This is a genomic window from Pelagibacterium flavum, from assembly GCF_025854335.1.
In the GTDB taxonomy this organism is placed as follows: domain Bacteria; phylum Pseudomonadota; class Alphaproteobacteria; order Rhizobiales; family Devosiaceae; genus Pelagibacterium; species Pelagibacterium flavum.
This window is the reverse complement of record NZ_CP107716.1, coordinates 1,609,171-1,627,913: the sequence shown is the minus strand read 5'-3', so window position 1 is coordinate 1,627,913 and position 18,743 is coordinate 1,609,171. Positions and strand designations below refer to the sequence as shown.

At 60.0% G+C, this 18,743-nt stretch carries 20 protein-coding genes; 8 read left to right on the top strand and 12 right to left on the bottom strand.

The features are described 5' to 3' along the window. Nucleotides 1-33: 33 nt before the first annotated feature. Complete coding sequence (locus tag OF122_RS08070; protein ID WP_264227257.1) at nt 34-1,587, bottom strand: 2-isopropylmalate synthase; 1,554 nt, start codon at nt 1,585-1,587, stop codon at nt 34-36. 539 nt (nt 1,588-2,126) lie between these two features. After that, nucleotides 2,127-3,188, bottom strand: a complete 1,062-nt coding sequence (locus tag OF122_RS08065) for a DUF418 domain-containing protein (RefSeq protein WP_264227256.1) — start codon at nt 3,186-3,188, stop codon at nt 2,127-2,129. Between the two features lie 133 nt (nt 3,189-3,321). On the opposite strand from OF122_RS08065, the gene OF122_RS08060 reads away from it, so the two are divergent. Then, nucleotides 3,322-3,891, top strand: coding sequence for a TetR/AcrR family transcriptional regulator (locus tag OF122_RS08060; RefSeq protein ID WP_264227255.1), 570 nt, complete (start codon nt 3,322-3,324; stop codon nt 3,889-3,891). Between the two features lie 28 nt (nt 3,892-3,919). On the opposite strand, the gene OF122_RS08055 is transcribed toward OF122_RS08060, so the two are convergent. Then, on the bottom strand, nt 3,920-4,813 hold the full coding sequence (locus tag OF122_RS08055; protein WP_264227254.1) for a PhzF family phenazine biosynthesis protein: 894 nt from the start codon (nt 4,811-4,813) through the stop codon (nt 3,920-3,922). 182 nt (nt 4,814-4,995) lie between these two features. On the opposite strand from OF122_RS08055, the gene OF122_RS08050 reads away from it, so the two are divergent. The 6 genes from OF122_RS08050 to OF122_RS08025 all read left to right on the top strand — a co-directional run bounded on the left by OF122_RS08050 (nt 4,996) and on the right by OF122_RS08025 (nt 8,502). Continuing rightward, a complete protein-coding gene (locus OF122_RS08050; protein ID WP_264227253.1) occupies nt 4,996-6,225 on the top strand; it encodes an FAD-dependent oxidoreductase in 1,230 nt (409 codons plus the stop codon). A gap of 68 nt (nt 6,226-6,293) precedes the next feature. Further along, nucleotides 6,294-6,635: an ArsR/SmtB family transcription factor gene (locus tag OF122_RS08045; RefSeq protein ID WP_264227252.1), complete on the top strand. Its 342-nt coding sequence runs from the start codon at nt 6,294-6,296 to the stop codon at nt 6,633-6,635. Continuing rightward, complete coding sequence (locus tag OF122_RS08040) at nt 6,632-7,090, top strand: SRPBCC domain-containing protein (RefSeq protein WP_264227251.1); 459 nt, start codon at nt 6,632-6,634, stop codon at nt 7,088-7,090. The genes OF122_RS08045 and OF122_RS08040 overlap by 4 nt, the downstream gene beginning before the upstream one ends. Beyond that, nucleotides 7,087-7,551, top strand: a complete 465-nt coding sequence (locus OF122_RS08035) for an SRPBCC family protein (protein ID WP_264227250.1) — start codon at nt 7,087-7,089, stop codon at nt 7,549-7,551. The genes OF122_RS08040 and OF122_RS08035 overlap by 4 nt, the downstream gene beginning before the upstream one ends. 3 nt (nt 7,552-7,554) lie before the next feature. Continuing rightward, on the top strand, nt 7,555-8,118 hold the full coding sequence (locus OF122_RS08030; RefSeq protein WP_264227249.1) for a dihydrofolate reductase family protein: 564 nt from the start codon (nt 7,555-7,557) through the stop codon (nt 8,116-8,118). A gap of 54 nt (nt 8,119-8,172) precedes the next feature. Further along, on the top strand, nt 8,173-8,502 hold the full coding sequence (locus tag OF122_RS08025; protein ID WP_264227248.1) for a YciI family protein: 330 nt from the start codon (nt 8,173-8,175) through the stop codon (nt 8,500-8,502). Between the two features lie 191 nt (nt 8,503-8,693). Here the strand turns inward: OF122_RS08025 and ilvC are convergent, their stop codons facing one another. From ilvC to OF122_RS08010, 3 genes are all read right to left on the bottom strand, one after another. Next, nucleotides 8,694-9,713: a ketol-acid reductoisomerase gene (gene ilvC, locus OF122_RS08020; protein WP_014131087.1), complete on the bottom strand. Its 1,020-nt coding sequence runs from the start codon at nt 9,711-9,713 to the stop codon at nt 8,694-8,696. Nucleotides 9,714-9,750: 37 nt separating this feature from the next. After that, the gene (locus OF122_RS08015) at nt 9,751-10,380 is read right to left on the bottom strand and encodes a TetR/AcrR family transcriptional regulator (protein WP_264227247.1); all 630 of its coding nucleotides are present in this window, start codon (nt 10,378-10,380) and stop codon (nt 9,751-9,753) included. A 218-nt stretch (nt 10,381-10,598) separates the two neighbouring features. Next, entirely contained in the window at nt 10,599-12,476 is a 1,878-nt protein-coding gene (locus OF122_RS08010) for a phosphatase PAP2 family protein (RefSeq protein ID WP_264227246.1), read from the bottom strand. Nucleotides 12,477-12,646: 170 nt separating this feature from the next. Between OF122_RS08010 and OF122_RS08005 the strand changes: the two genes are divergently transcribed. Beyond that, nucleotides 12,647-13,057 carry a hypothetical protein gene (locus OF122_RS08005; RefSeq protein ID WP_264227245.1) on the top strand — a complete coding sequence of 137 codons (411 nt, stop codon included), beginning with the start codon at nt 12,647-12,649 and terminating at the stop codon, nt 13,055-13,057. Here the strand turns inward: OF122_RS08005 and OF122_RS08000 are convergent. From OF122_RS08000 to OF122_RS07975, 6 genes are all read right to left on the bottom strand, one after another. After that, entirely contained in the window at nt 13,054-13,575 is a 522-nt protein-coding gene (locus tag OF122_RS08000; protein ID WP_264227244.1) for a hypothetical protein, read from the bottom strand. The two genes, OF122_RS08005 and OF122_RS08000, sit on opposite strands and share 4 nt — an antisense overlap. Nucleotides 13,576-13,711: 136 nt before the next feature. Next, nucleotides 13,712-14,320 (bottom strand): NADPH-dependent FMN reductase, encoded by a 609-nt coding sequence (locus OF122_RS07995; RefSeq protein ID WP_264227243.1) that lies wholly within the window; start codon nt 14,318-14,320, stop codon nt 13,712-13,714. Between the two features lie 351 nt (nt 14,321-14,671). After that, on the bottom strand, nt 14,672-15,415 hold the full coding sequence (locus OF122_RS07990; protein ID WP_264227242.1) for a pyridoxine 5'-phosphate synthase: 744 nt from the start codon (nt 15,413-15,415) through the stop codon (nt 14,672-14,674). 173 nt (nt 15,416-15,588) lie between these two features. Beyond that, nucleotides 15,589-16,143 carry an acetolactate synthase small subunit gene (gene ilvN / locus OF122_RS07985; RefSeq protein WP_264227241.1) on the bottom strand — a complete coding sequence of 185 codons (555 nt, stop codon included), beginning with the start codon at nt 16,141-16,143 and terminating at the stop codon, nt 15,589-15,591. 145 nt (nt 16,144-16,288) lie between these two features. Continuing rightward, nucleotides 16,289-18,058 carry an acetolactate synthase 3 large subunit gene (locus OF122_RS07980; protein WP_264227240.1) on the bottom strand — a complete coding sequence of 590 codons (1,770 nt, stop codon included), beginning with the start codon at nt 18,056-18,058 and terminating at the stop codon, nt 16,289-16,291. 308 nt (nt 18,059-18,366) lie between these two features. Beyond that, nucleotides 18,367-18,636, bottom strand: a complete 270-nt coding sequence (locus tag OF122_RS07975; RefSeq protein WP_264227239.1) for a YMGG-like glycine zipper-containing protein — start codon at nt 18,634-18,636, stop codon at nt 18,367-18,369. Nucleotides 18,637-18,743 lie beyond the last annotated feature (107 nt).

The window sequence follows — 18,743 nt, the reverse complement described above, 5'->3', positions numbered from 1 at the left end:
TTCCAAAACGCGCCTGGAAACACCAAATACCAATCAGCCCGCCAGCGCGCCCTGTGCCGGAGCCCCGCGCTCCACCAGCAACCGGTTATAGGCATTGAGATAGGCACGGGCCGAAGCAACCAGCGTATCGGGTTCGGTTGCGTTGCCCGACGCGATACGCCCGTTCAATTCCAGCCGTACATGCGCGTTGGCCTGAGCGTCGGTTCCACCGGTCACACCATCCACGGCATAGAGCACCAGATGCGGGCTGGCATTGACCGCCTTCTTGATCGCCGAAAAGATCGCGTCGACCGAACCCGTGCCGTCGAAAGAGACTTCAACCGGCGCGCCGTCCACGGCCACCTTGAGTTCGCACCGATGCACGCCGCCGGTCTTGGACGTCACGCTCATATCCACCAGCTTGATACGATCGGCCCCCGAGCCGATTTCGTCGTCCACCAGGGCGATGATGTCGTCGTCATAGACGTGCTTTTTGCGGTCGGCCAGATCCTTGAAACGCTGGAAGGCCTCCTGGAACTGGTTATCGGCCAGTTCGTACCCCAGATCCTTCAGCTTTTCCTTGAAGGCGTGGCGGCCCGAATGTTTGCCCATCACCAACGAGGTCGATTTGATTCCCACGCTTTCGGGGGTCATGATCTCGTAGGTCGAAGCGTTCTTGAGCATGCCGTCCTGATGGATGCCGCTCTCATGGGCAAAGGCATTCTTGCCCACGATGGCCTTGTTGTACTGAACCGGGAAATTCGCCGCCGCCGATACCGCCCGTGAGGCCCGCGAAAGGTGCGTGGTTTCGATTTCGGTGTGATAGGGCAATGCATCGGCGCGGGTGCGCAATGCCATCACCACCTCTTCGAGCGCCGCGTTGCCGGCCCTCTCCCCGATCCCGTTGATGGTGCACTCCACCTGCCGCGCACCCGCGCGGACACCCGCCAGCGAATTGGCCACCGCCATGCCCAGATCGTTATGGCAATGGGTGGAAAAGATCGCCTTGTCCGAATTGGGCACCATTTCGATCAGATCGTGGATCAACTGGTAATAATCTTCGGGCGTCGAATACCCCACAGTGTCGGGAATATTGATCGTCGTCGCCCCGGCCTTGATTGCCGCTTCGGTGCAGCGGGCCAGAAATTCTATCGGCGTGCGGGTCGCGTCCATTCCCGACCATTCGACGTCGTCGATGAGGTTTCGGGCCTGCGTCACCGTCTTGGTGACGATCTCGAGCACCTCGTCCTCGGTCTTTTTCATCTGGTGGGCCAGATGGATGGGCGAGGTCGAAACGAAAGTGTGGATGCGCCCGCGCTTGGCGAACCGCACCGCCTCTCCGGCCCGGTCGATATCGGCTGGAATGGCACGGGCCAAGCCGCAGATCACTGAGTTCTTGGCGCGCTTGGCAACGGTTGCCACCGCTTCAAAGTCGCCGTTCGAGGCAATGGGAAACCCCGCTTCGATGATATCGACGCCCATGGTGTCGAGGATTTCGGCCACCTGGAGCTTTTCTTCCAGCGTCATGGTGGCGCCGGGGCTCTGCTCTCCGTCGCGCAGCGTGGTGTCGAAAATATAGACGCGGTCGGTATTGGCTTGGTTGGTCATTTTGGTCTTCCTTGATCGGCCACCTGCGCGAGATCGCTTTGCGTATGCAGCAGGTTATGGCCGGACATTGATGTTCGGCGTTATGGCAAAATCCCCTGACGACCCGTCCGCATATTGCAGACTGCCGGTTATCAGGGGCTGATAAGGAGAAGTAGGAGGGCGGCCGAAAGCAGCAGCGCCGAACCCACAAGGATACGGGCCTGCAAGGCTTTTTGCCTGCTGGCGGCTATGGCGATTGCGCGGTTTGCACTGCGGCGCATCGGTACGGCCTTGCCCTTCCTGATAAATCGACAAGCGGACAATGGTCCAATTGAGCGCCAAGCGCAAGACTTCGCGCAACAATAATAGAGCTTTAGAGCCGATACTTTGGTCGGACGATTGCGTTGCGGCAGCACTGTCCGGTCATCGTGGTCAATCACACCTTCGATCATCACCGCCGCCGCGCCACTGATGCACACGTGTTTGACTCGACCGCCCTCACCCTTTGGAAGCCCGACCAACGCCACCCTGTATAGCAAAAACTGGCCCTTCCAGTTCCATCACCCCGCCACTTTGCGCATCAACGCTTCCAGCGGGCCACGCGGCCGGAGCCGCGCCCACCCTGCAGCATAGATGCAGGCAACAACGCAGAAGGCAAATGCTGCAAGTGTCGCGCCGGCGGCCGTCTGCCCTCCAGCCAAGCCGAAGGCCTCCAGCAGCCCCATCCCGACGACGATATGCGCAACATAGAGCGTAAGCGTCTGTCGCCCTGTTGCCATCAGAACGCCAAGAAAACCGCCGCTGCCGAGATGATCCGCAACCCAAACGCACAAGCCGATGAGAACGGAAGCCGATGCCATGCCTGTTATCGAGAAAAGCGGGCCAGGCGGCACTGGCAATGTCGTTGCGAGCGGAGACAACTCGGGATGAAGGCCTGCGAGAATTTCCGCCAGCACCCCGCTGACCAAAGTCATCGTTGCGACCAGCGCAATCCCGGTCCCGATCATCAACAGCTGAACCCGGCGTGCACTCAACTCGATCCGGCTCAGCACCACTCCAAAGAGGAAAAAACCGAACCAGGGAATGACAGGATGCCATCCATTAAACATCAGATTGCGCACGAACCCGGCTGGCGTCCAGAAGTCGACATAGGAATAGTCGAGCCAGTTCCACCCCGCGTCATAGTTCAAAACGAAAACCAGCGCGACAAAGCCGATATTGAGAGCCACCATGGCCGACACGAGGAGCGCTGTGGATTGCGAGAGCACCACCGCGCCAAACAGAAAATAGAAGGCGTAATAATGCAGGATATCAGCGGGGAATATCAGCATGTTCACCAGTCCTAGCACCAACAGAAAGGCGCCGCGCTTGAGCGTGGTGCCGATTGAATTGTCCCCGAAGCGCGCACAGGCCAGCCCGGCCCCCAGTCCCGCAAGAACAACAAAGCTGGCCGCCGCCTTGCCCTCAACGAGTAAGCTCAACCAGTGGAGCAGCCCTTCGCCACCCTCGGCGCCCATGACGATCTTGAAGTTCACCAGAACCATTCCCGCAAACGCAAAAAAGCGCGCCAGATCGAGCCCTTCGAGCCGGCCCGGGGAACCGGGCGTGGACTGTGCGTGCATTTGTCCCATCTCCTCGCCTTCGGCCAACGGCCCTTTCCCAAACCGGAAGCGTCCTTGAAAACGCCTTCATTCGTCGTTAAAAAAACGAACGTTCGTTCATTTTCTAGACGCTGTAGAGGAAAATTGCAAGCCCATGTCCAGGATGGAAAAAGCCGGCTTCCGGAAACAAAAGATCATCGAAGCAACTGTCGTCTGCATTCTGGAAAAAGGATATCATCAGGCCGGTATGCGCGACATCGCAGAGGCTGCGGGTGTCAGCCTCGGCAATTTATACAATCATTTCCCGGGCAAGCAGGCCATTCTGATGGAGTTGGCCGCAATCGAAGGCGCAGAACTGGAACCCTTCATAGCACTTCTAGACGCCGCGAAGCGTCCCCAGGACTCCCTGTCCGCCTTCGCAAATGCCTATCTCGACTATATGGCCGCGCCCGAAAATGCATTGCTGACGCTCGAGTTGACCGCCGAGTCCTTCCGCGAGCCGCAGATCGCGGCGATTTTTCAGGCCAACCGATCAAGGTTGATCGCAGCGCTCGGCAGCACGCTCGGTCTTGAGACACCGAACCGCGATCTCTATGCCGAAATGGTTCTCGATCTCATCGAAGGGACCGCGCTTCGCGCCGTCGCCGAACGTCGCCGCCCAGATGCCGCGGCGCGCAAGGCTCTGCACCAAATGCTCGCCGGCGCGGCCAAACGCCCCGCCTAGCGCGGCAGCGATACCCTGCTCCCCAAGACTAGTCGTCCAGATCAAGCACCCCTTCGGCCAGAATGACCGCGGCACCGCCAATCCCGGCATGCTTGAGCTGGCCACCTTCGATGTTGAACTGCACGCCGATTTCGCTTGGCCGCCCCATTTCGCGACCCTGACGAATCTTGATCGCGTGATGCCCGTCGCCATAGCCGCCATGTTCGGCCAGCATGCCGACCAGCGCCGCCGCTGCCGAACCGGTGGCCGCGTCTTCGCCCGCACCATGGGCGACATGAAACATGCGCGCTGCATAGTCGTTGCCGCGTTCCTTTGGTGTCTTGGTGAAGACATAGACCGAATTGCGTTCGCCCGGAAACGTGTCGGTCCACCCGCGACGCTCCAGCGTTATCGCCTCGAGCGCCCGCGCGTCACGCACCGGCACGAGATAGAACGGCAGCCCGGCCGAATAGAGCGCCGGCGTCATGCCATCGCATCCGATGTCGCTTTCGGTCAGCCCCAAACGCCGCGCAACATCAGCGATCACCACAGGGTCTTCGATCCTCGCAGGGAGCTGTGGCAGAGCGAACTTGGCCTCGCCGGTTCGCCTGTCGATTCGCTCCATGACAGCCGTGACATTGCCCACACCCAGCTCCAGCCGCACGGCGCTCTGCTTATGCTGCAGGCCCAAAAGCACCGCCGCACCCACCGTGGGGTGGCCGGCAAACGGCAACTCGCTCGTCGGTGTAAAAATCCGCAAGGCGGCCGTGTGCCGCTCGCCCTTGGGAGCGTTGACGAAAACCGTCTCGGAAAGATTGAACTCGCGCGCGATCGCCTGCATCCGCGTGGTCGAAAGTTCATCGGCCTTGAGCACGACCGCCAGCGGATTGCCGCTCAGCCGATCACGGGTGAAAACATCGAGAATGAAATAGGTTAGCTTCATCTTTCGGGCAGTCCTCGGGGCAGGTTGGGAGGCGAATTCCATGCGCGTACTCAAAACACTATGCCTATCGTCGCAATGGTTACCACCCCCATAATCGGGCTCCTCACGATCGCCGGGAATTTGCGTTTTCCCCGCGACACGATCTCCGGCATTTGGCACAATAGCCAAGGGGGAGAGCTCGCATGAAACGCACGACTTGCCTCGTCGCCGGGGGCGGTCCCGCCGGCATAATGCTCGGCCTGCTGCTGGCGCGCGGCGGGGTGGAAGTCATTGTTTGCGAAAAACATGCCGACTTCCTGCGCGATTTCCGCGGCGATACCGTGCACCCTTCGACGATCAGGCTTTTGGACGAGCTCGGCCTCGGTGCGGAATTCGCGCAACTGCCGCAAAGCAGGCTCCAAAGCCTGCGCCTGCCCACAACGAACGGCGAAAGCATCGACTTCGGCGATTTTTCCGCGCTCCCGCCGCCTTACAATTATATCGCCATGATCCCGCAATGGGATTTTCTTGGATTTCTGGCCGACCATGCCCGGCGCGAACCGGCCTTCGCACTGTTTATGGGAACCGAGGTCACCGACCTGCTCTGGCGGGACGACAAAGTTGCCGGGGTCACTGTGCGCACCGATCATGGAGAGGAGATGATCGAAGCCGACCTGGTCGTCGCGTGCGATGGCCGCCATTCCATCCTGCGAAAGCAGGCCGGGCTGGTCTCTCGCGATTATGACGTGCCTTTTGACGTCTGGTGGTTTCGCCGGCCCCGCCGCCCCGATGAACAAGCCGAACCGGCAAATCTTGTCCCCAGCTTTGCCGGGCAAGACATCATGCTCGCGATAGCCCGCGAGGGATTCTACCAGATTGCGGTCTTCATCCCCAAAGGCACCGATGCACGGCGCCGCGCTCAAGGCATCCAACCCCTTCGCGATATGATCGCCAGATTGCGTCCCGACTTCGCCGATCGCGTGGATACGCTCACCTCAATGGAACAGGTCAAGACCCTTGATGTGAAACTCGATCGGCTCAAACGCTGGCATTGCCCCGGGCTGCTCTGTATCGGCGATGCCGCTCATGCCATGTCACCTGTCGGTGGTGTCGGCGTAAATCTCGCCATACAGGATGCTGTTGCGACCGCCCGCATTCTCCGCAATCCGCTACGCGCCGGAACATTGACCGAAACCGACCTCGAGGCCGTGCAACAACGTCGCATGATGCCCACCAGAGTCATTCAGGCCATGCAGCGCATTCTCCATCGTATCGTTTTCCAGAACGGGTTTCGATCCGAGCACGCCGGACCGCCGCGCTTCATGCTGTTTCTGGCCCGGCACGTTCCCGGCTTCCGCAAAGTTCCAGCGCGCTTTGTCGCCTTCGGCCCCCGCCCCGAACATGCCCCCGATTTCGCCCGCCGCCAGCCCTGACACTTCAGGCTGGGCGCGCACATAACTTAGGCATTGACTTAACTATCGACGCACTGATAGTTAGGCATATGCTTAACGATTCTTCACAGCTCGATCTCATGTTCCGCGCCCTGGCCGACGGCAACCGTCGCGCCATGATCGACAGGCTGAGCAAATCGAGTGCAAGCATCGGCGATTTTTCCAGCCAGCTTGGCATTTCGCTGCCCGCCACGCTCCAGCACATCGCGGTGCTTGAGCAGGCCGGACTGGTGGTCACCAAAAAACAAGGCCGCGTGCGCATCTGCACGCTCGATACGGCCGCACTCAGCCGGGCCGAGCGCTGGATCAACGAGCGCCGCACATTATGGGGCCGCCGTCTCGACGCTCTCGGGGCCCTTCTCGAAAACGACACTCTGGAGGAAGACAAATGACTGACCGCACCGTGGTACACGCCACTTTCGATCTCGAGCGAATCTATTCCGCACCCCAGAGCCGGGTCTTTCTGGCCTTTGCCGATGAGCCGCAGAAGCGCCAATGGGCACATGGAGCCCCCGCACAGGGATACTCACTCGATTTTCGCGTGGGCGGACGCGAACACGTCGAAATGTCTGCCCCCGGCGGCGGTAGCTTCCGTTACGATGGTATCCATTACGACATCGTCGAAAATGAGCGCATCATCTACGCCTATTCCTTCAGCTTCGGACAAGGAAACGCAGGCACGACGTTGACCACCGTTGAATTGGCCGATGCCGAAGACGGGGCAACCCTTCTCAAGATCACCGAGCAAGGCGCCTATCTCGACGGCTTTGACGGACCAAAATTCTGGAGGAGCGGAACCACCTCCCTTCTCGACCGACTCAACAATCATCTGGAGCAAAAGCAATGACCGACCGCAACGTCGTCCACGCCACCTTCACGCTCCAGCGCACCTACCGCGCCCCGCGCAAAAAGGTCTTCGCAGCCTTTTCCGATTTCAAGACCAAGCAGAAATGGTTCGGAAGCGACGCCCCGGAGGGCGCAGCGGCCAATATGGATTTCCGTGTCGGAGGCCGCGAGCACAGCCATGGCGTTGCCGAACAACATGGCAGCACGCACGCCTATCGCTACGACGCCATCTACCTCGACATCATCGAGAACGAGCGCATCATCTATGCCTATGACATGGACGCCGACGGCCACCACATATCGGCCTCGCTCACCACGATCGAACTGACCGACGCGGCGGACGGCACCCAGCTCAAGCTGACCGAACAGGGCGCCTATCTCGACGGCTATGATGACCCCAAGATCCGTGAAGACGGAACGGCCGGGCTTCTGGCCGCCCTTGCAAAAATCGTGGAGGACTGACCGATGGGCAAATTGATTGTCTGGAACATTGCAAGCCTCGATGGCTATTTCGAGGGCCTTCAGCCTTGGGATCTGTCTCTGCACGAAACCATCTGGGGCGACGAATTGGCGGCCCTCTCCGAGGCGCAGTTGGCCGATACCGAAGCACTGGTTTTCGGACGGCGCACCTATGAGGGCATGGCTGCGTACTGGGCCAACGAATCCGAAACCGGGCCCATTACCGATGCCATGAACGCGCTGCCCAAATATGTCGTCTCAAACACGCTGACGGTGCCCGACTGGAACAACACCAGAGTTATCAATGGCGATGTCGTCGAAGCTCTGCGCGACATCAAGTCAAAATCGCAGCGCAATCTCTATATCTTTGGGAGCGCTGAACTGCTTGCCTCACTCCTGCCAGCGGGCCTTGTCGATGAATACCGGCTGGGTATCGCCCCGCTCTTGCTTGGTCGCGGCAACCCGTTGTTCAAGCCGTCCGACTTGCGGATCGATCTCGAACTTCTCAAGACCCAGCCGCTCAAGAACGGCGGCATCGTTCTTTATTACGGCTTGAAAACCCCAACCTGACGGCAAACCCAAACGGCGGCAAAGCGCCGGTCCACTCAACATGGAGACCCAGCAATGCCAAAATACATAACCATAGGCTATGGCGACCGAGCCGGATACGATCGGACACCAGAGGACATCAGGCAGGCAGCCCATGACCACGATGCCCTTCTCAAGGAGCGCGGTGTCACGATGGGTATCGCCGGAACACCTGTCCAGGTGCGCAATCACAACGGACGCGGCGTCCAGACAGAAACCGGGCCCTACCTCTCGTCGGATCTGCCAATCGCCGGCTTTGCAATTATGGAAGCCGATGACATGGACGAAGCGATCGCGCTGGCCTCGGAAACGCCTTGCGCGATAGCTCACGGCGTGTTCGAAATCTGGCCGCTCAACGAGTGGTAGCTCAGAAAAAAGGGCCGGCAAAACCGACCCTTTTTCAAAGTTCAACTTCAACTGCGGAAGTCTAGTTCCGGCTCTTGTCCACCAGCGCGCCGGCCTTGATCCACCGGAGGATGCCCGGAAAAGTGCCTCGCACTTTTCCGGTCTGGTATCCGACCAAGCAAAGGCCGTGGATCGCCAAGCGCCCGTGCAGGCTAGTTCCGGCTCTTGTCGACCAGTGCCCCGGCCTTGATCCACGGCATCATGTCGCGCAGCTTGGTGCCGACTTCCTCGATCTGGTGGGCATCGTTGTTGCGGCGGATGCCCTTGAAGCGGGCGGCGCCGGCCTTGTATTCCTGCATCCACTCGGACGTGAACTTGCCCGACTGGATATCGGCCAGAACGCGCTTCATCTCGGCCTTGGTCTCCGAGGTGATGATGCGCGGGCCGGTGACATATTCGCCCCATTCGGCGGTGTTGGAAATCGAGTAGTTCATGTTGGCGATGCCGCCCTGGTAGATCAGGTCGACGATCAGCTTCACTTCGTGCAGGCACTCGAAATAGGCCATTTCCGGCGCGTAGCCGGCTTCCACCAGCGTCTCGAACCCGGCGCGGATCAGCTCGACCAGACCGCCGCAGAGCACAGCCTGCTCGCCGAACAGATCGGTTTCGCACTCTTCCTTGAAGGTGGTTTCGATGATGCCCGAACGGCCACCGCCAACACCGGACGCATAGGCCAGCCCAAGGTCGTGCGCGTTGCCGGTCGCATCGTGATGGATGGCGATCAGGCACGGCACTCCGCCGCCCTTCTCGTATTCGCCGCGCACGGTGTGGCCGGGGCCCTTGGGCGCAATCATCAGCACGTCAACAGTGTCCTTGGGCTCGATCAGCCCGAAATGGACGTTGAGGCCGTGCGCGAACGCCAGCGCGGCACCGTCGCGGATATTGGGCGCAATATCATCGCGGTAGATATCGGCCTGCAATTCATCGGGGGTCGCCATCATCATCATGTCGGCCCAGGCCGCAGCTTCGGCAACGCTCATCACTTTGAGCCCGTCCGCTTCCACCTTCTTGGCGGTCGAGGAGCCGGGGCGCAGACCGACGGCGATGTCGGTGATGCCCGAATCCTTGAGGTTGAGCGCATGCGCGCGACCCTGGCTGCCATACCCGATAATGGCGACCTTCTTGGATTTCAAAAGATTGATATCGGCATCCCGATCGTAATAAACGCGCATTGGTCTCTCCCTATGTCGCTTGTCGTTGTTGATGGATTTAAGCGCCGTAGAGCGCAAAAAACTGTTCGCGGGCCCGGCGTGCCTGCCCCGCAATCTTCTCTTCGCTCGGTCGTCGTTGTTCGCCGAGCAACATGCGGATCTGGGTGTCCCTGACCACCAGACCGAAAAATGTCCGAAACGCCTGATCTGCGTCGTCGAAATCGAGCAGCCCCGCCGCCCTGCCCGCCTCAAGCAAAGGTTCGCAGCGTCGCGCCATCCCGATGGGCCCATTCTCGAGGACAATCGCCCCCAGATTGCGCTTTTCCTGGCCCGCATGGCTCACGGCCAACCGGTTCAGCGCCACCGAAATGTCTCCGGTCAGAACCGTCAGCCAGTCGCGCCCGAATTTTTCCAGCGCAATGCCGAGCGTGCGCTTGTCCAGTGTCTCCCGGTCCACCGGCACAACCCGCACCTTGGAGGCCTGCCATTGCACGGTGGCCGTCAAAAGCCCATCCCGGTCGCCGAACCATTTGTAGAGCGTTTCCTTCGAACAGCTCGCCCTGCGCGCCACCCCGGTCATGGTGAGCCCATCGCCACCATCGACCAAAAGACCCAGCGCCGCATCCAGAACATCCTTCTGGCGACTGGTGAGCGTATCGTCGTTTATGGTCAGGGTTGGCGGGGTCAAGCGTGACTCGCTGTCTGTTATCGATTATCGTAGCTGGAAGGCCATGCCCCAATGAGCAAAACAGCCCCTCCGAGCGAGGCGTACCGTACGGTACGGTTCGGCAATTTTCAAGAGTGATTTCGCGCCCTGACCCGAAACGATGAGCCGCCGCCTCTTTCGAGACGACGGCCCGATTTCATCCAGCTTTCGCGGCGCCACGGGGCGCCATTTCTGGCAGGTCAGGGAACAATGACCGTCAATTCGCCACCGGCCGTTTCGACCTCCAGAGCATTGCCATCGATATCGGTCACCGCATCGAACGTACCGACGATCGTGGTCGCGCGCAGAATCGAGACCGTGCTGCCCGCTTCGGCATCACCCAGATCGACTACAAGTGCGCCGCCTTCGACGTCAATTTCACCGCCGATATCAAGGCCAAGTGCGGTAACCTCCAGCACGCCGCCGCTCACCAGCAGATCGCCTTGGCCAAGCGCCATCGTGGTTCCAGCCACCAACGTGCCCTCTTCCAGTCGCGTGCCGCCCGCGTACGAATTGTAACCGCTTAGCGTCAGCTTGCCCGAACCGGCCTTGGTCAGCATGCCGGGGCCGGAAATGTCGTGAACCCAAATGTCCTCGGCGTGCATTTCGCCCAGATCCGCATCCATGGTCACCGATACGTCGCCCGGGAAGGCTCCATAGCCGCCAGCCGCAGCCACAAGATCGATCCGGCCCCAGCCATTGGTTTCATCGAGCACCGGATAGCCGCTGGGCACACCCGTGGTGTAGAGCACCACGCGGCGCTGTTCAGCGCTGAGATAGGGCTGGCGCGTTTCAAGAAGCACCTCGGCGCCCATCGGCACGACCATCTCCTGCCCCATATCCGCTGCGTCCTGAGGCAGGCCATAATGGGTACGCAAGCGATAGAGCGCTGCGTTGGCGGCATCATTGGCCCAACGGTCGCCCGGCTGGCTCTCGGCCGCTGCGGCAATCGTGGTGCCCTCGCCCACATTGGCCGCCATCACGGCCTGCATGTTCGCAAATGCCGCCTGCTTGAGGTCGGCATGCTCGGGATTAGAGAGCAGCGCGGTCGCCATGGCCATGGACATGGTGCGCCCACCCATCACATCGAGCGGCGAGTGCATGCCGGTCACGATGCGATTTTCGCCCAACTCGGACGCACGGGTCAAAAGCTCTTCGTAGCGCTGCGGCAGCGCATAGGCATAAGCAATGGCAGCAAGGTAGCCAGCATTGGCATGTCCCGAAGGATACCCGCCATCCTTGTGCCGGCCGCGTGTTTCGCGCGCGCTGAGCAGAGCCGGGATCACCTCGACATTGCTATCATAGCGCTCAAAGCTGTTCGGCCCGATAACATCGGTGCCTGTTTCCACCACCTGCCCGGTATCGCTCATGCGCCAGGGGCGCGGCGAGGCGTAGAAATATTTCGAGGGCGATGTCGTCCCTTCGGGCCCGCGCATCATCGCCATGAAGGCCACAAAGTCCTGCATGGTTTCACCACCCGTTCCCGCTTCGGTGCCGTGGTCGTCTTCCTTGACCGGCAGAACCAAATTGGGATCGAACGTGCCCAAGGTGTGATTGATCGTCGTGAAAGCCTGCGCTTCGGCGGCGTAGATATTGGCCAGCACCGGCCCCATGCCGGAGATTACTGAAAAGCCCTGCGAACGGCGATCGTCGAGATAGGCTTCCAGCGCTTCCTGATCGTCGCGGGCGCTGCCGGTCATCGAAAGTACATAGGCCATGTTGGCCGCCCACACGGCGGGATCGACAATTTCGACATTGGAATAGTCGAGCGCTCCGTCCCCGTTCGCACCACCCGAGCGCCACGCTTCGTCACCGAGATTCCAGATTTCGTCAAAGCCGCGATGCAATTCGAGAACCGGGTTTTCGGCGCGGTCATAGCGATTGACTTCGGCCCCGTCGGCACCGACACCTGCCTGGTGCGTATAGGTCTCGACCACCGGCAGCGGATAGGCGACATCGGGCAGCGGCACTGTAAATTCGCCAACGCCGAGAGGGGCGGCCAGCGCCGTGCTGGTCAGCAAAGAGAGTGCCAGCGCACCCGACAGACGGCCAAGGAATATGGAGGATTTGCGGTTCATGGATATGGCTCCAGTGTGAACAATGGAGCTGCCCTTTAGGGTGGTCCAATGACACCGGGGTGACACTTTCCACAAACTTGAGCACCCCGACCCGAAACGATTTGCAATCACCACAATTTGGGCCAAACATCGCTGCAGGCTGCCCGCTCCGAATGCCAACGAGGCCAATGATGCGTCCGACTATCCTTACAGTTCTTGCCTTTTCGGCACTTTTCGCATCCCCCGCCACGGCCCAGGAAGCCGAAGGCATGACGTCGGCCCCGATGATTGGGGCGTCCCTCACCGAAAAGTTCTGGATACAGTCGCAAGATGATGCCGGCCTGCCCGGCTCAATGGTTCTGTTCCTTTCGGAAGGGACCATGCTCCAGGATTCCTGCTGGGAAACCTATCGCCTCTCAAACTGGCAGATGACCGGCGAGGATTCACTGAGCTGGCAAGAGGACACCATGACCATCGAGGCCGACATCGTGGAGCTCAACGAAGCCGAGCTGGTTCTGGCCCTGCATCTGGGCGAAGACATCGTCGAAGAGCGCTACACGGCCGCGCCCGTGCCCTTCGTCTGCCCGGACATGCCGCGCTAGTTTGAAAAGTCGCAGATATACTGTGGCGCACCACCAAACGTGCCGAAAACCGCGCTTGCCCCGACCAGATTGTCGGGATCGGCCTGCATGATGGCATCCGACTGCGCGGCGATTGGCGCCATCGCTGCGTCGAGCCCCTCCTGACCGGGCACAAACACCACGCCGATCGAGCTGTAGCCATTGTCGATACCGGCGATCACCGAGATCGCGGCCACCTCATGGCCCAGCCAGTCTCCCTTGACCGGCACGCGCAGTTCCCGATGATCCTCCCGCACCGCAATCTGGGTGGCGGAAAAATAGGCGCTGGCATCAGCGGGGACAATCAGCGTGCCATCGGCCACGATCTGCTCCCAGAACACCCCGAGATCGCTTGAAATCTCGCAGCCCTGTTCCAGCCCCGCCAGAAAGCCATCCATCTGATAGCGCGCAGGCTCGTCCGGCCCCAGTCCCACCACCGATAGTGTGGAAAGCGCGGTTCCCATCAGAAAGTCGCCTGCTGTTTCCAGCCAGTCCAACATCGCACACCCCTTTGTGCTGGATCGTGATTGAGACGATCTAGGCCCCGTCCGTGGCAAAATGGCGACATGCCACACGGCAACAAAAAAGGGCCACCCGTACGGGCAGCCCTCGTCAATCTTGCAATGCAGCCGGGATTTATTCGGCGGCGATAGCTTCGACCTTGCCGTCGCGGGCAGCCTTGGTGGCAGCGGTCCACCATCCAAGGTTGTCGAACATATCGTTGAGGCTCGGAGCGATCACGGGTTCGATGGCTTCCATCGGCTCGTTCTTGCCTCCCCCCCAGACGGTAAAGAATTCCGAACCGCCGATATGCACGCCGTGACGAACAGGGACCATCTGAAGTTCGACGTTAATCAGTCGCAGCTGTTCGATGGCGCGAGCAGCACCGACTGAACCGTAACCGACGTATGCAGCGGGCTTCTTGGTCCATTCGACATAGGCCTGATCGAGCGCATTCTTGAGCGCTGCGGTAATCGAGCGGTTGTATTCAGCAACAAGGAAGATATAGCCGTCGAACTCGCCGACCTTCTTCTGCCAGGCGATAGCCTTGGGGTCCTGGCTCGGCGCCCACATGTTGGAGGCCACCTCATCAAAGAACGGCAGATCGAAATCGCGCAGATCGACAAGTTCGACGTCGAATTCGGAACGCTCCTGGGCCTTGGCCAAAAGCCACTGGGCGGGCTTGTCGGCGAAACGGCTTTCGCGGGTCGAAGAAATGATGATTGCAATTTTCGGCTTGGACATGATGTTTTCCCTACACTTGGTTACGAACAGTAAGTAGGGCTGCATATGTGACTCTTGGGACGCCGCTCAAGTAGGCACACGGGTGTAAGCAGGGCATGTGCACCTGCCTAACGATCATTGCATGAAATTCAACCCACTGAAAACAAAGGGGTAATTTGTACACTATTCACAAAGCCGGCCATCGTTCGGCGATGCCGAACAAACAAACAACGGGTTCGAAACGACAAAAGCGCTGACCTGTTCCGATCCTGGAGCGTGTCCAGATAAAGTGGATGCCACTTTGTCGGTTCGGACACGCGACAAAATAAAGACTTAGATCGTTGCGCCGTTTCCGCGAAACGGTGAAATGATCTAGCGGCTAAGCACGCCCAGATATTTCCGCACGGTCTCGGCAAACCCGAAGATCAGGGCGTCGGCTGTGATCCCATGCCCGATGGAAACCTCGTCAACGAACGGCACCGTGCTCTGAAAGGCCGGCAGATTGGCAAGCGTCAGATCGTGGCCTGCATTGATTCCCAGCCCGAGCGCATCGGCCGCATGCGCCGTTTCCGCAAGATCGGCCAAAGCGGAAACCGCCGCATCGCTATTGTCATAGCACGCGCCATAAGGACCGGTATAAAGCTCCACCCGATCGGCCCCGGCCGCTTTCGCTGCTTGCAGCGCCTCGGTGCTTGCATCGGGATCGCAAAACATGGCCACCCGGCGCCCCGGCGCCGCAAGCTGGGCCGACACCTCGCTCAGCAGCGCCTGATGGGTGATAAAGTCCCAACCATGGTCCGACGTCGCCTGCTCGGGTGCATCGGGCACCAGTGTCACCTGATGGGGATTGGCCGCGGCCACCAGCTCAAGAAAAGCCGGCGTGGGGTAGCCCTCGATATTGAGTTCGGCGTTCGGATAGTCTGTCCGCAGCAGATTGACCAGGTCGAACACATCCGAGCGCCTGATATGGCGCTCATCGGGACGCGGATGCACGGTGACCCCCACCGCTCCCGCATCGAGCACGATTCGCGCGATGCCCGTCACGCTCGGCCAGGGCAGATTCCGGCGATTGCGCAACTGCGCCACTGCATTGAGATTGACGGAAAGCTTGGTCATGGCAGCTGTCTGAAAAAATAAGGACCGTACGAAATGTACGGCCCCCGTCTATCGTGAAACGAGGTTTACGCAAACCTCAACTTTCGGAGCGCGGTCAGGACCCCAAGATCCGCGAACCACAACGTCGCAGACTTAACCGTCCTCACCGAGTGGAGACGGAGTGACCTCCAAGCCTACATGCCTTCCGGCCCGCGCGTGATCGCGACAAGCCCGGTGCGCACCACTTCCACCAGCCCCAGCGGCGTCATCAGCGTGATGAACTGCTCGATCTTGCTCGATTTCCCGGTGATCTCGAACACGAAGCTTTCGGTGGAGGCATCGACCACCTGCGCTCGGAACGCATCGGCCAGCCGCAGCGTCTCAACCCGGTTTTCGCCCTTTCCGGCTACCTTGAGCAACGCCAGTTCGCGTTCCAGCGATCCCCCCTCGGCCGTCAGATCGTGGACCTTGTGCACCGGCACCAGCCGCTCGAGCTGCAGCTTGATCTGCGCCAGCACTTTCGGCGTGGCAACGGTCACAATGGTGATGCGCGAGCGATGCCGGTCATGCTCGGTCTCGCTGACCGTCAGCGAGTCGATATTGTAGCCCCGTGCCGAAAACAGCCCCACCACCCGGGCGAGAACCCCCGGCTCGTTGTCCACCAGAACCGTCAGCGTATGACGCTCGCTGGCCTGGGTTTCAGTGGTCAGGAAATAGGCCGATCCCGTCGGCTTGAGATGTGCATTCATGATCGTTCCTCGGCGCCCTAGACGAGCTGCCGTCCCTTCTCATCGATGATGGAGCCGATATTGGCCGTATCGGACAGTATGATCTCGTTGTGCGCCTTGCCCGACGGGATCATGAGATGTGCATTCATGATCGTTCCTCGGCGCCCTAGACGAGCTGCCGTCCCTTCTCATCGATGATGGAGCCGATATTGGCCGTATCGGACAGTATGATCTCGTTGTGCGCCTTGCCCGACGGGATCATCGGCAGACAGTTCTCGTCCTTTTCGACGATCACGTCGAACAGCACCGGTCCGTCGTAATCGAGCATTTCGGCAATCGCCGCATCAAGGTCCGCCGGATTGTCGCAACGCACGCCCTTGGCGCCATAGGCCTCGGCGAGTTTGACGAAATCGGGCAGCGATTCCGAATAGGAATGGGCATAGCGCGACCCGTGCAGCAGATCCTGCCATTGGCGAACCATGCCCATGCGCTCATTGTTGAGGATGAAGATCTTGACCGGCAGCCGGTACTGAACCGCCGTTGAAATCTCCTGCATGGTCATCTGCACGCTCGCCTCGCCGGCAATGTCGATCACCAGCGCATCGCGATGTGCGACCTGGACACCGACCGCGGCCGGCAGCCCATAGCCCATGGTCCCAAGGCCGCCCGATGTCATCCAGCGGTTGGGCTTGTCGAAATGGAAGTGCTGCGCTGCCCACATCTGGTGCTGGCCGACTTCGGTGGTGATGAACACCTCCTTGCTCTGTGCCTTTGCCGCCTCGTACAGGCGCTGGATGGCGTATTGCGGCTTGATGGTGGTTTCAGAATTCTCGTAGCCCAGCGAATTGACGGCCCGCCATTTCTCGATCTGCGCCCACCATGGCGCTATCGCTTCGCTGCGCGGCTGGTTGGTCTTGGAGCGATAGATGCGAATCATCTCAGCGAGCACCCGGGCGCAATCGCCGATGATCGGGATATCGACATTGATCACCTTGTTGATCGAAGAGGGATCGATATCGACATGAATCTTGCGGCTACCGGGTGAAAATGCATCGATACGACCGGTGATGCGGTCGTCAAAGCGCGCGCCGATATTGATCATCACGTCGCATTCATGCATCGCCAGATTGGCTTCATAGGTGCCGTGCATCCCCAGCATGCCCAGCCATTGCGGGTCCGAAGCCGGGAACGCGCCAAGCCCCATCAAGGTCGAGGTCACCGGAAATCCGGTCAGCTCGGCCAACTCGCGCAAAAGCTCGGACGCTTCCGGCCCTGCATTGATGACCCCGCCCCCGGTATAGAAAACCGGCCGTTCGGCGCGCAGCATCAGATCGACGGCGGCCTCGATTGCTCCCAGGTCGCCATCCATCTGTGGCCGATAGCTCTGGTGACGCAGTTTGTCGACGTCGGGCGTATAGTAATCACCCAGGGCAAACTGGATGTCCTTGGGAATATCGATCACCACAGGCCCCGGCCGCCCCGTCGTCGCGATCAAGAATGCCTCGTGCAGGATGCGCGGCAGATCTTCGACGTTCTTGACGAGATAATTGTGCTTGGTGCAGCTACGGGTGATCCCGACGGTATCGCATTCCTGGAAACCGTCTGTCCCGATCAGATTGGTCGGAACCTGGGCCGTGATACAGACCAGCGGGATCGAATCCATCAGCGCATCGGTCAGCCCGGTCACGGCATTTGTAGCGCCCGGCCCCGAGGTCACAAGAACAACGCCGCATTTGCCGGTCGAACGCGCATACCCTTCGGCCATGTGAGTGGCGCCCTGCTCATGACGGACGAGAATGTGCTCGATCTTGTCCTGCTGGAACATGGCATCATAGATCGGCAGGGCCGCGCCACCGGGATAGCCGAAAATATGCTCCACTCCATTATCGGTCAGCGCCCTGATCACCATTTCCGCGCCGGTCATCTGTTCGGCCATCTCAGCCACTCCCTACTTCAATTTCATCCCGCCACAGCCGGAATTTGATAATAAAAAAGGCCCCGTGAGGGACCTGTGTTCGGCGCATCGCATTTCGCACGAGGGTTATGCCCTCATGTTGCGATGCGCCTGCGTACTACAAGAATAAGTGCCGTCTTCACGGAAACCATCTCCAAATTTCGGCGCTATTGGTACTGCCCGGTACGGCGGTGGTCAAGCCAAAAAGCTAACGCCGGGCATCACCGGGAATCAAAAAGGCCCGTGCAGGGAAAGCACGAGCCCTTTTTTCAATTGCCTTGCGCGGCCGATTAGCTGCTCGGGCAAGCGTCCTTGTACAGCGTTCCGTCCGAAGCGCGATAGTAGCACTGGTTCGGTTCGCCAGCGACCTGGCCAACCAGCGCACCGGCAACACCGCCGACAACGCCGCCAACAACGGCGCCCTGCACGCTACCAGTGGTCACGCCACCGATCACGGCGCCAGCGCCAGCGCCAATGGCAGCGGTTTCCTGAGTGCGGGTACAGGCCGAAATGGCCATAAGAGAAGTAAGGGCAACGCCAATAATAAATGCTTTTTTCATTTCCAAGCCTCCTGCGACTTAACTCTAGAGTTCCCTCGCCCTTAAATGCGGCTAGCCGCTTTTGGTTCCGCGAGCGGGGCCCTTGGCCTTACAATTTTCAACATGAA

Coding starts and splice junctions, on each gene's coding strand:
- OF122_RS08055 (WP_264227254.1), bottom strand. CDS start 4,813: ATGAAGCTAACCTATTTCATTCTCGATGTTTTCACCCGTGATCGGCTG.
- OF122_RS07990 (WP_264227242.1), bottom strand. CDS start 15,415: ATGACCAAGCTTTCCGTCAATCTCAATGCAGTGGCGCAGTTGCGCAAT.
- OF122_RS07975 (WP_264227239.1), bottom strand. CDS start 18,636: ATGAAAAAAGCATTTATTATTGGCGTTGCCCTTACTTCTCTTATGGCC.
- OF122_RS08025 (WP_264227248.1), top strand. CDS start 8,173: ATGCCAAAATACATAACCATAGGCTATGGCGACCGAGCCGGATACGAT.
- OF122_RS08035 (WP_264227250.1), top strand. CDS start 7,087: ATGACCGACCGCAACGTCGTCCACGCCACCTTCACGCTCCAGCGCACC.
- OF122_RS08005 (WP_264227245.1), top strand. CDS start 12,647: ATGCGTCCGACTATCCTTACAGTTCTTGCCTTTTCGGCACTTTTCGCA.
- OF122_RS08040 (WP_264227251.1), top strand. CDS start 6,632: ATGACTGACCGCACCGTGGTACACGCCACTTTCGATCTCGAGCGAATC.
- OF122_RS07980 (WP_264227240.1), bottom strand. CDS start 18,058: ATGGCCGAACAGATGACCGGCGCGGAAATGGTGATCAGGGCGCTGACC.
- OF122_RS08070 (WP_264227257.1), bottom strand. CDS start 1,587: ATGACCAACCAAGCCAATACCGACCGCGTCTATATTTTCGACACCACG.
- OF122_RS08010 (WP_264227246.1), bottom strand. CDS start 12,476: ATGAACCGCAAATCCTCCATATTCCTTGGCCGTCTGTCGGGTGCGCTG.
- OF122_RS07995 (WP_264227243.1), bottom strand. CDS start 14,320: ATGTCCAAGCCGAAAATTGCAATCATCATTTCTTCGACCCGCGAAAGC.
- OF122_RS08050 (WP_264227253.1), top strand. CDS start 4,996: ATGAAACGCACGACTTGCCTCGTCGCCGGGGGCGGTCCCGCCGGCATA.
- OF122_RS08000 (WP_264227244.1), bottom strand. CDS start 13,575: ATGTTGGACTGGCTGGAAACAGCAGGCGACTTTCTGATGGGAACCGCG.
- OF122_RS08060 (WP_264227255.1), top strand. CDS start 3,322: ATGTCCAGGATGGAAAAAGCCGGCTTCCGGAAACAAAAGATCATCGAA.
- OF122_RS08045 (WP_264227252.1), top strand. CDS start 6,294: ATGCTTAACGATTCTTCACAGCTCGATCTCATGTTCCGCGCCCTGGCC.
- ilvN (WP_264227241.1), bottom strand. CDS start 16,143: ATGAATGCACATCTCAAGCCGACGGGATCGGCCTATTTCCTGACCACT.
- OF122_RS08065 (WP_264227256.1), bottom strand. CDS start 3,188: ATGCACGCACAGTCCACGCCCGGTTCCCCGGGCCGGCTCGAAGGGCTC.
- OF122_RS08030 (WP_264227249.1), top strand. CDS start 7,555: ATGGGCAAATTGATTGTCTGGAACATTGCAAGCCTCGATGGCTATTTC.
- ilvC (WP_014131087.1), bottom strand. CDS start 9,713: ATGCGCGTTTATTACGATCGGGATGCCGATATCAATCTTTTGAAATCC.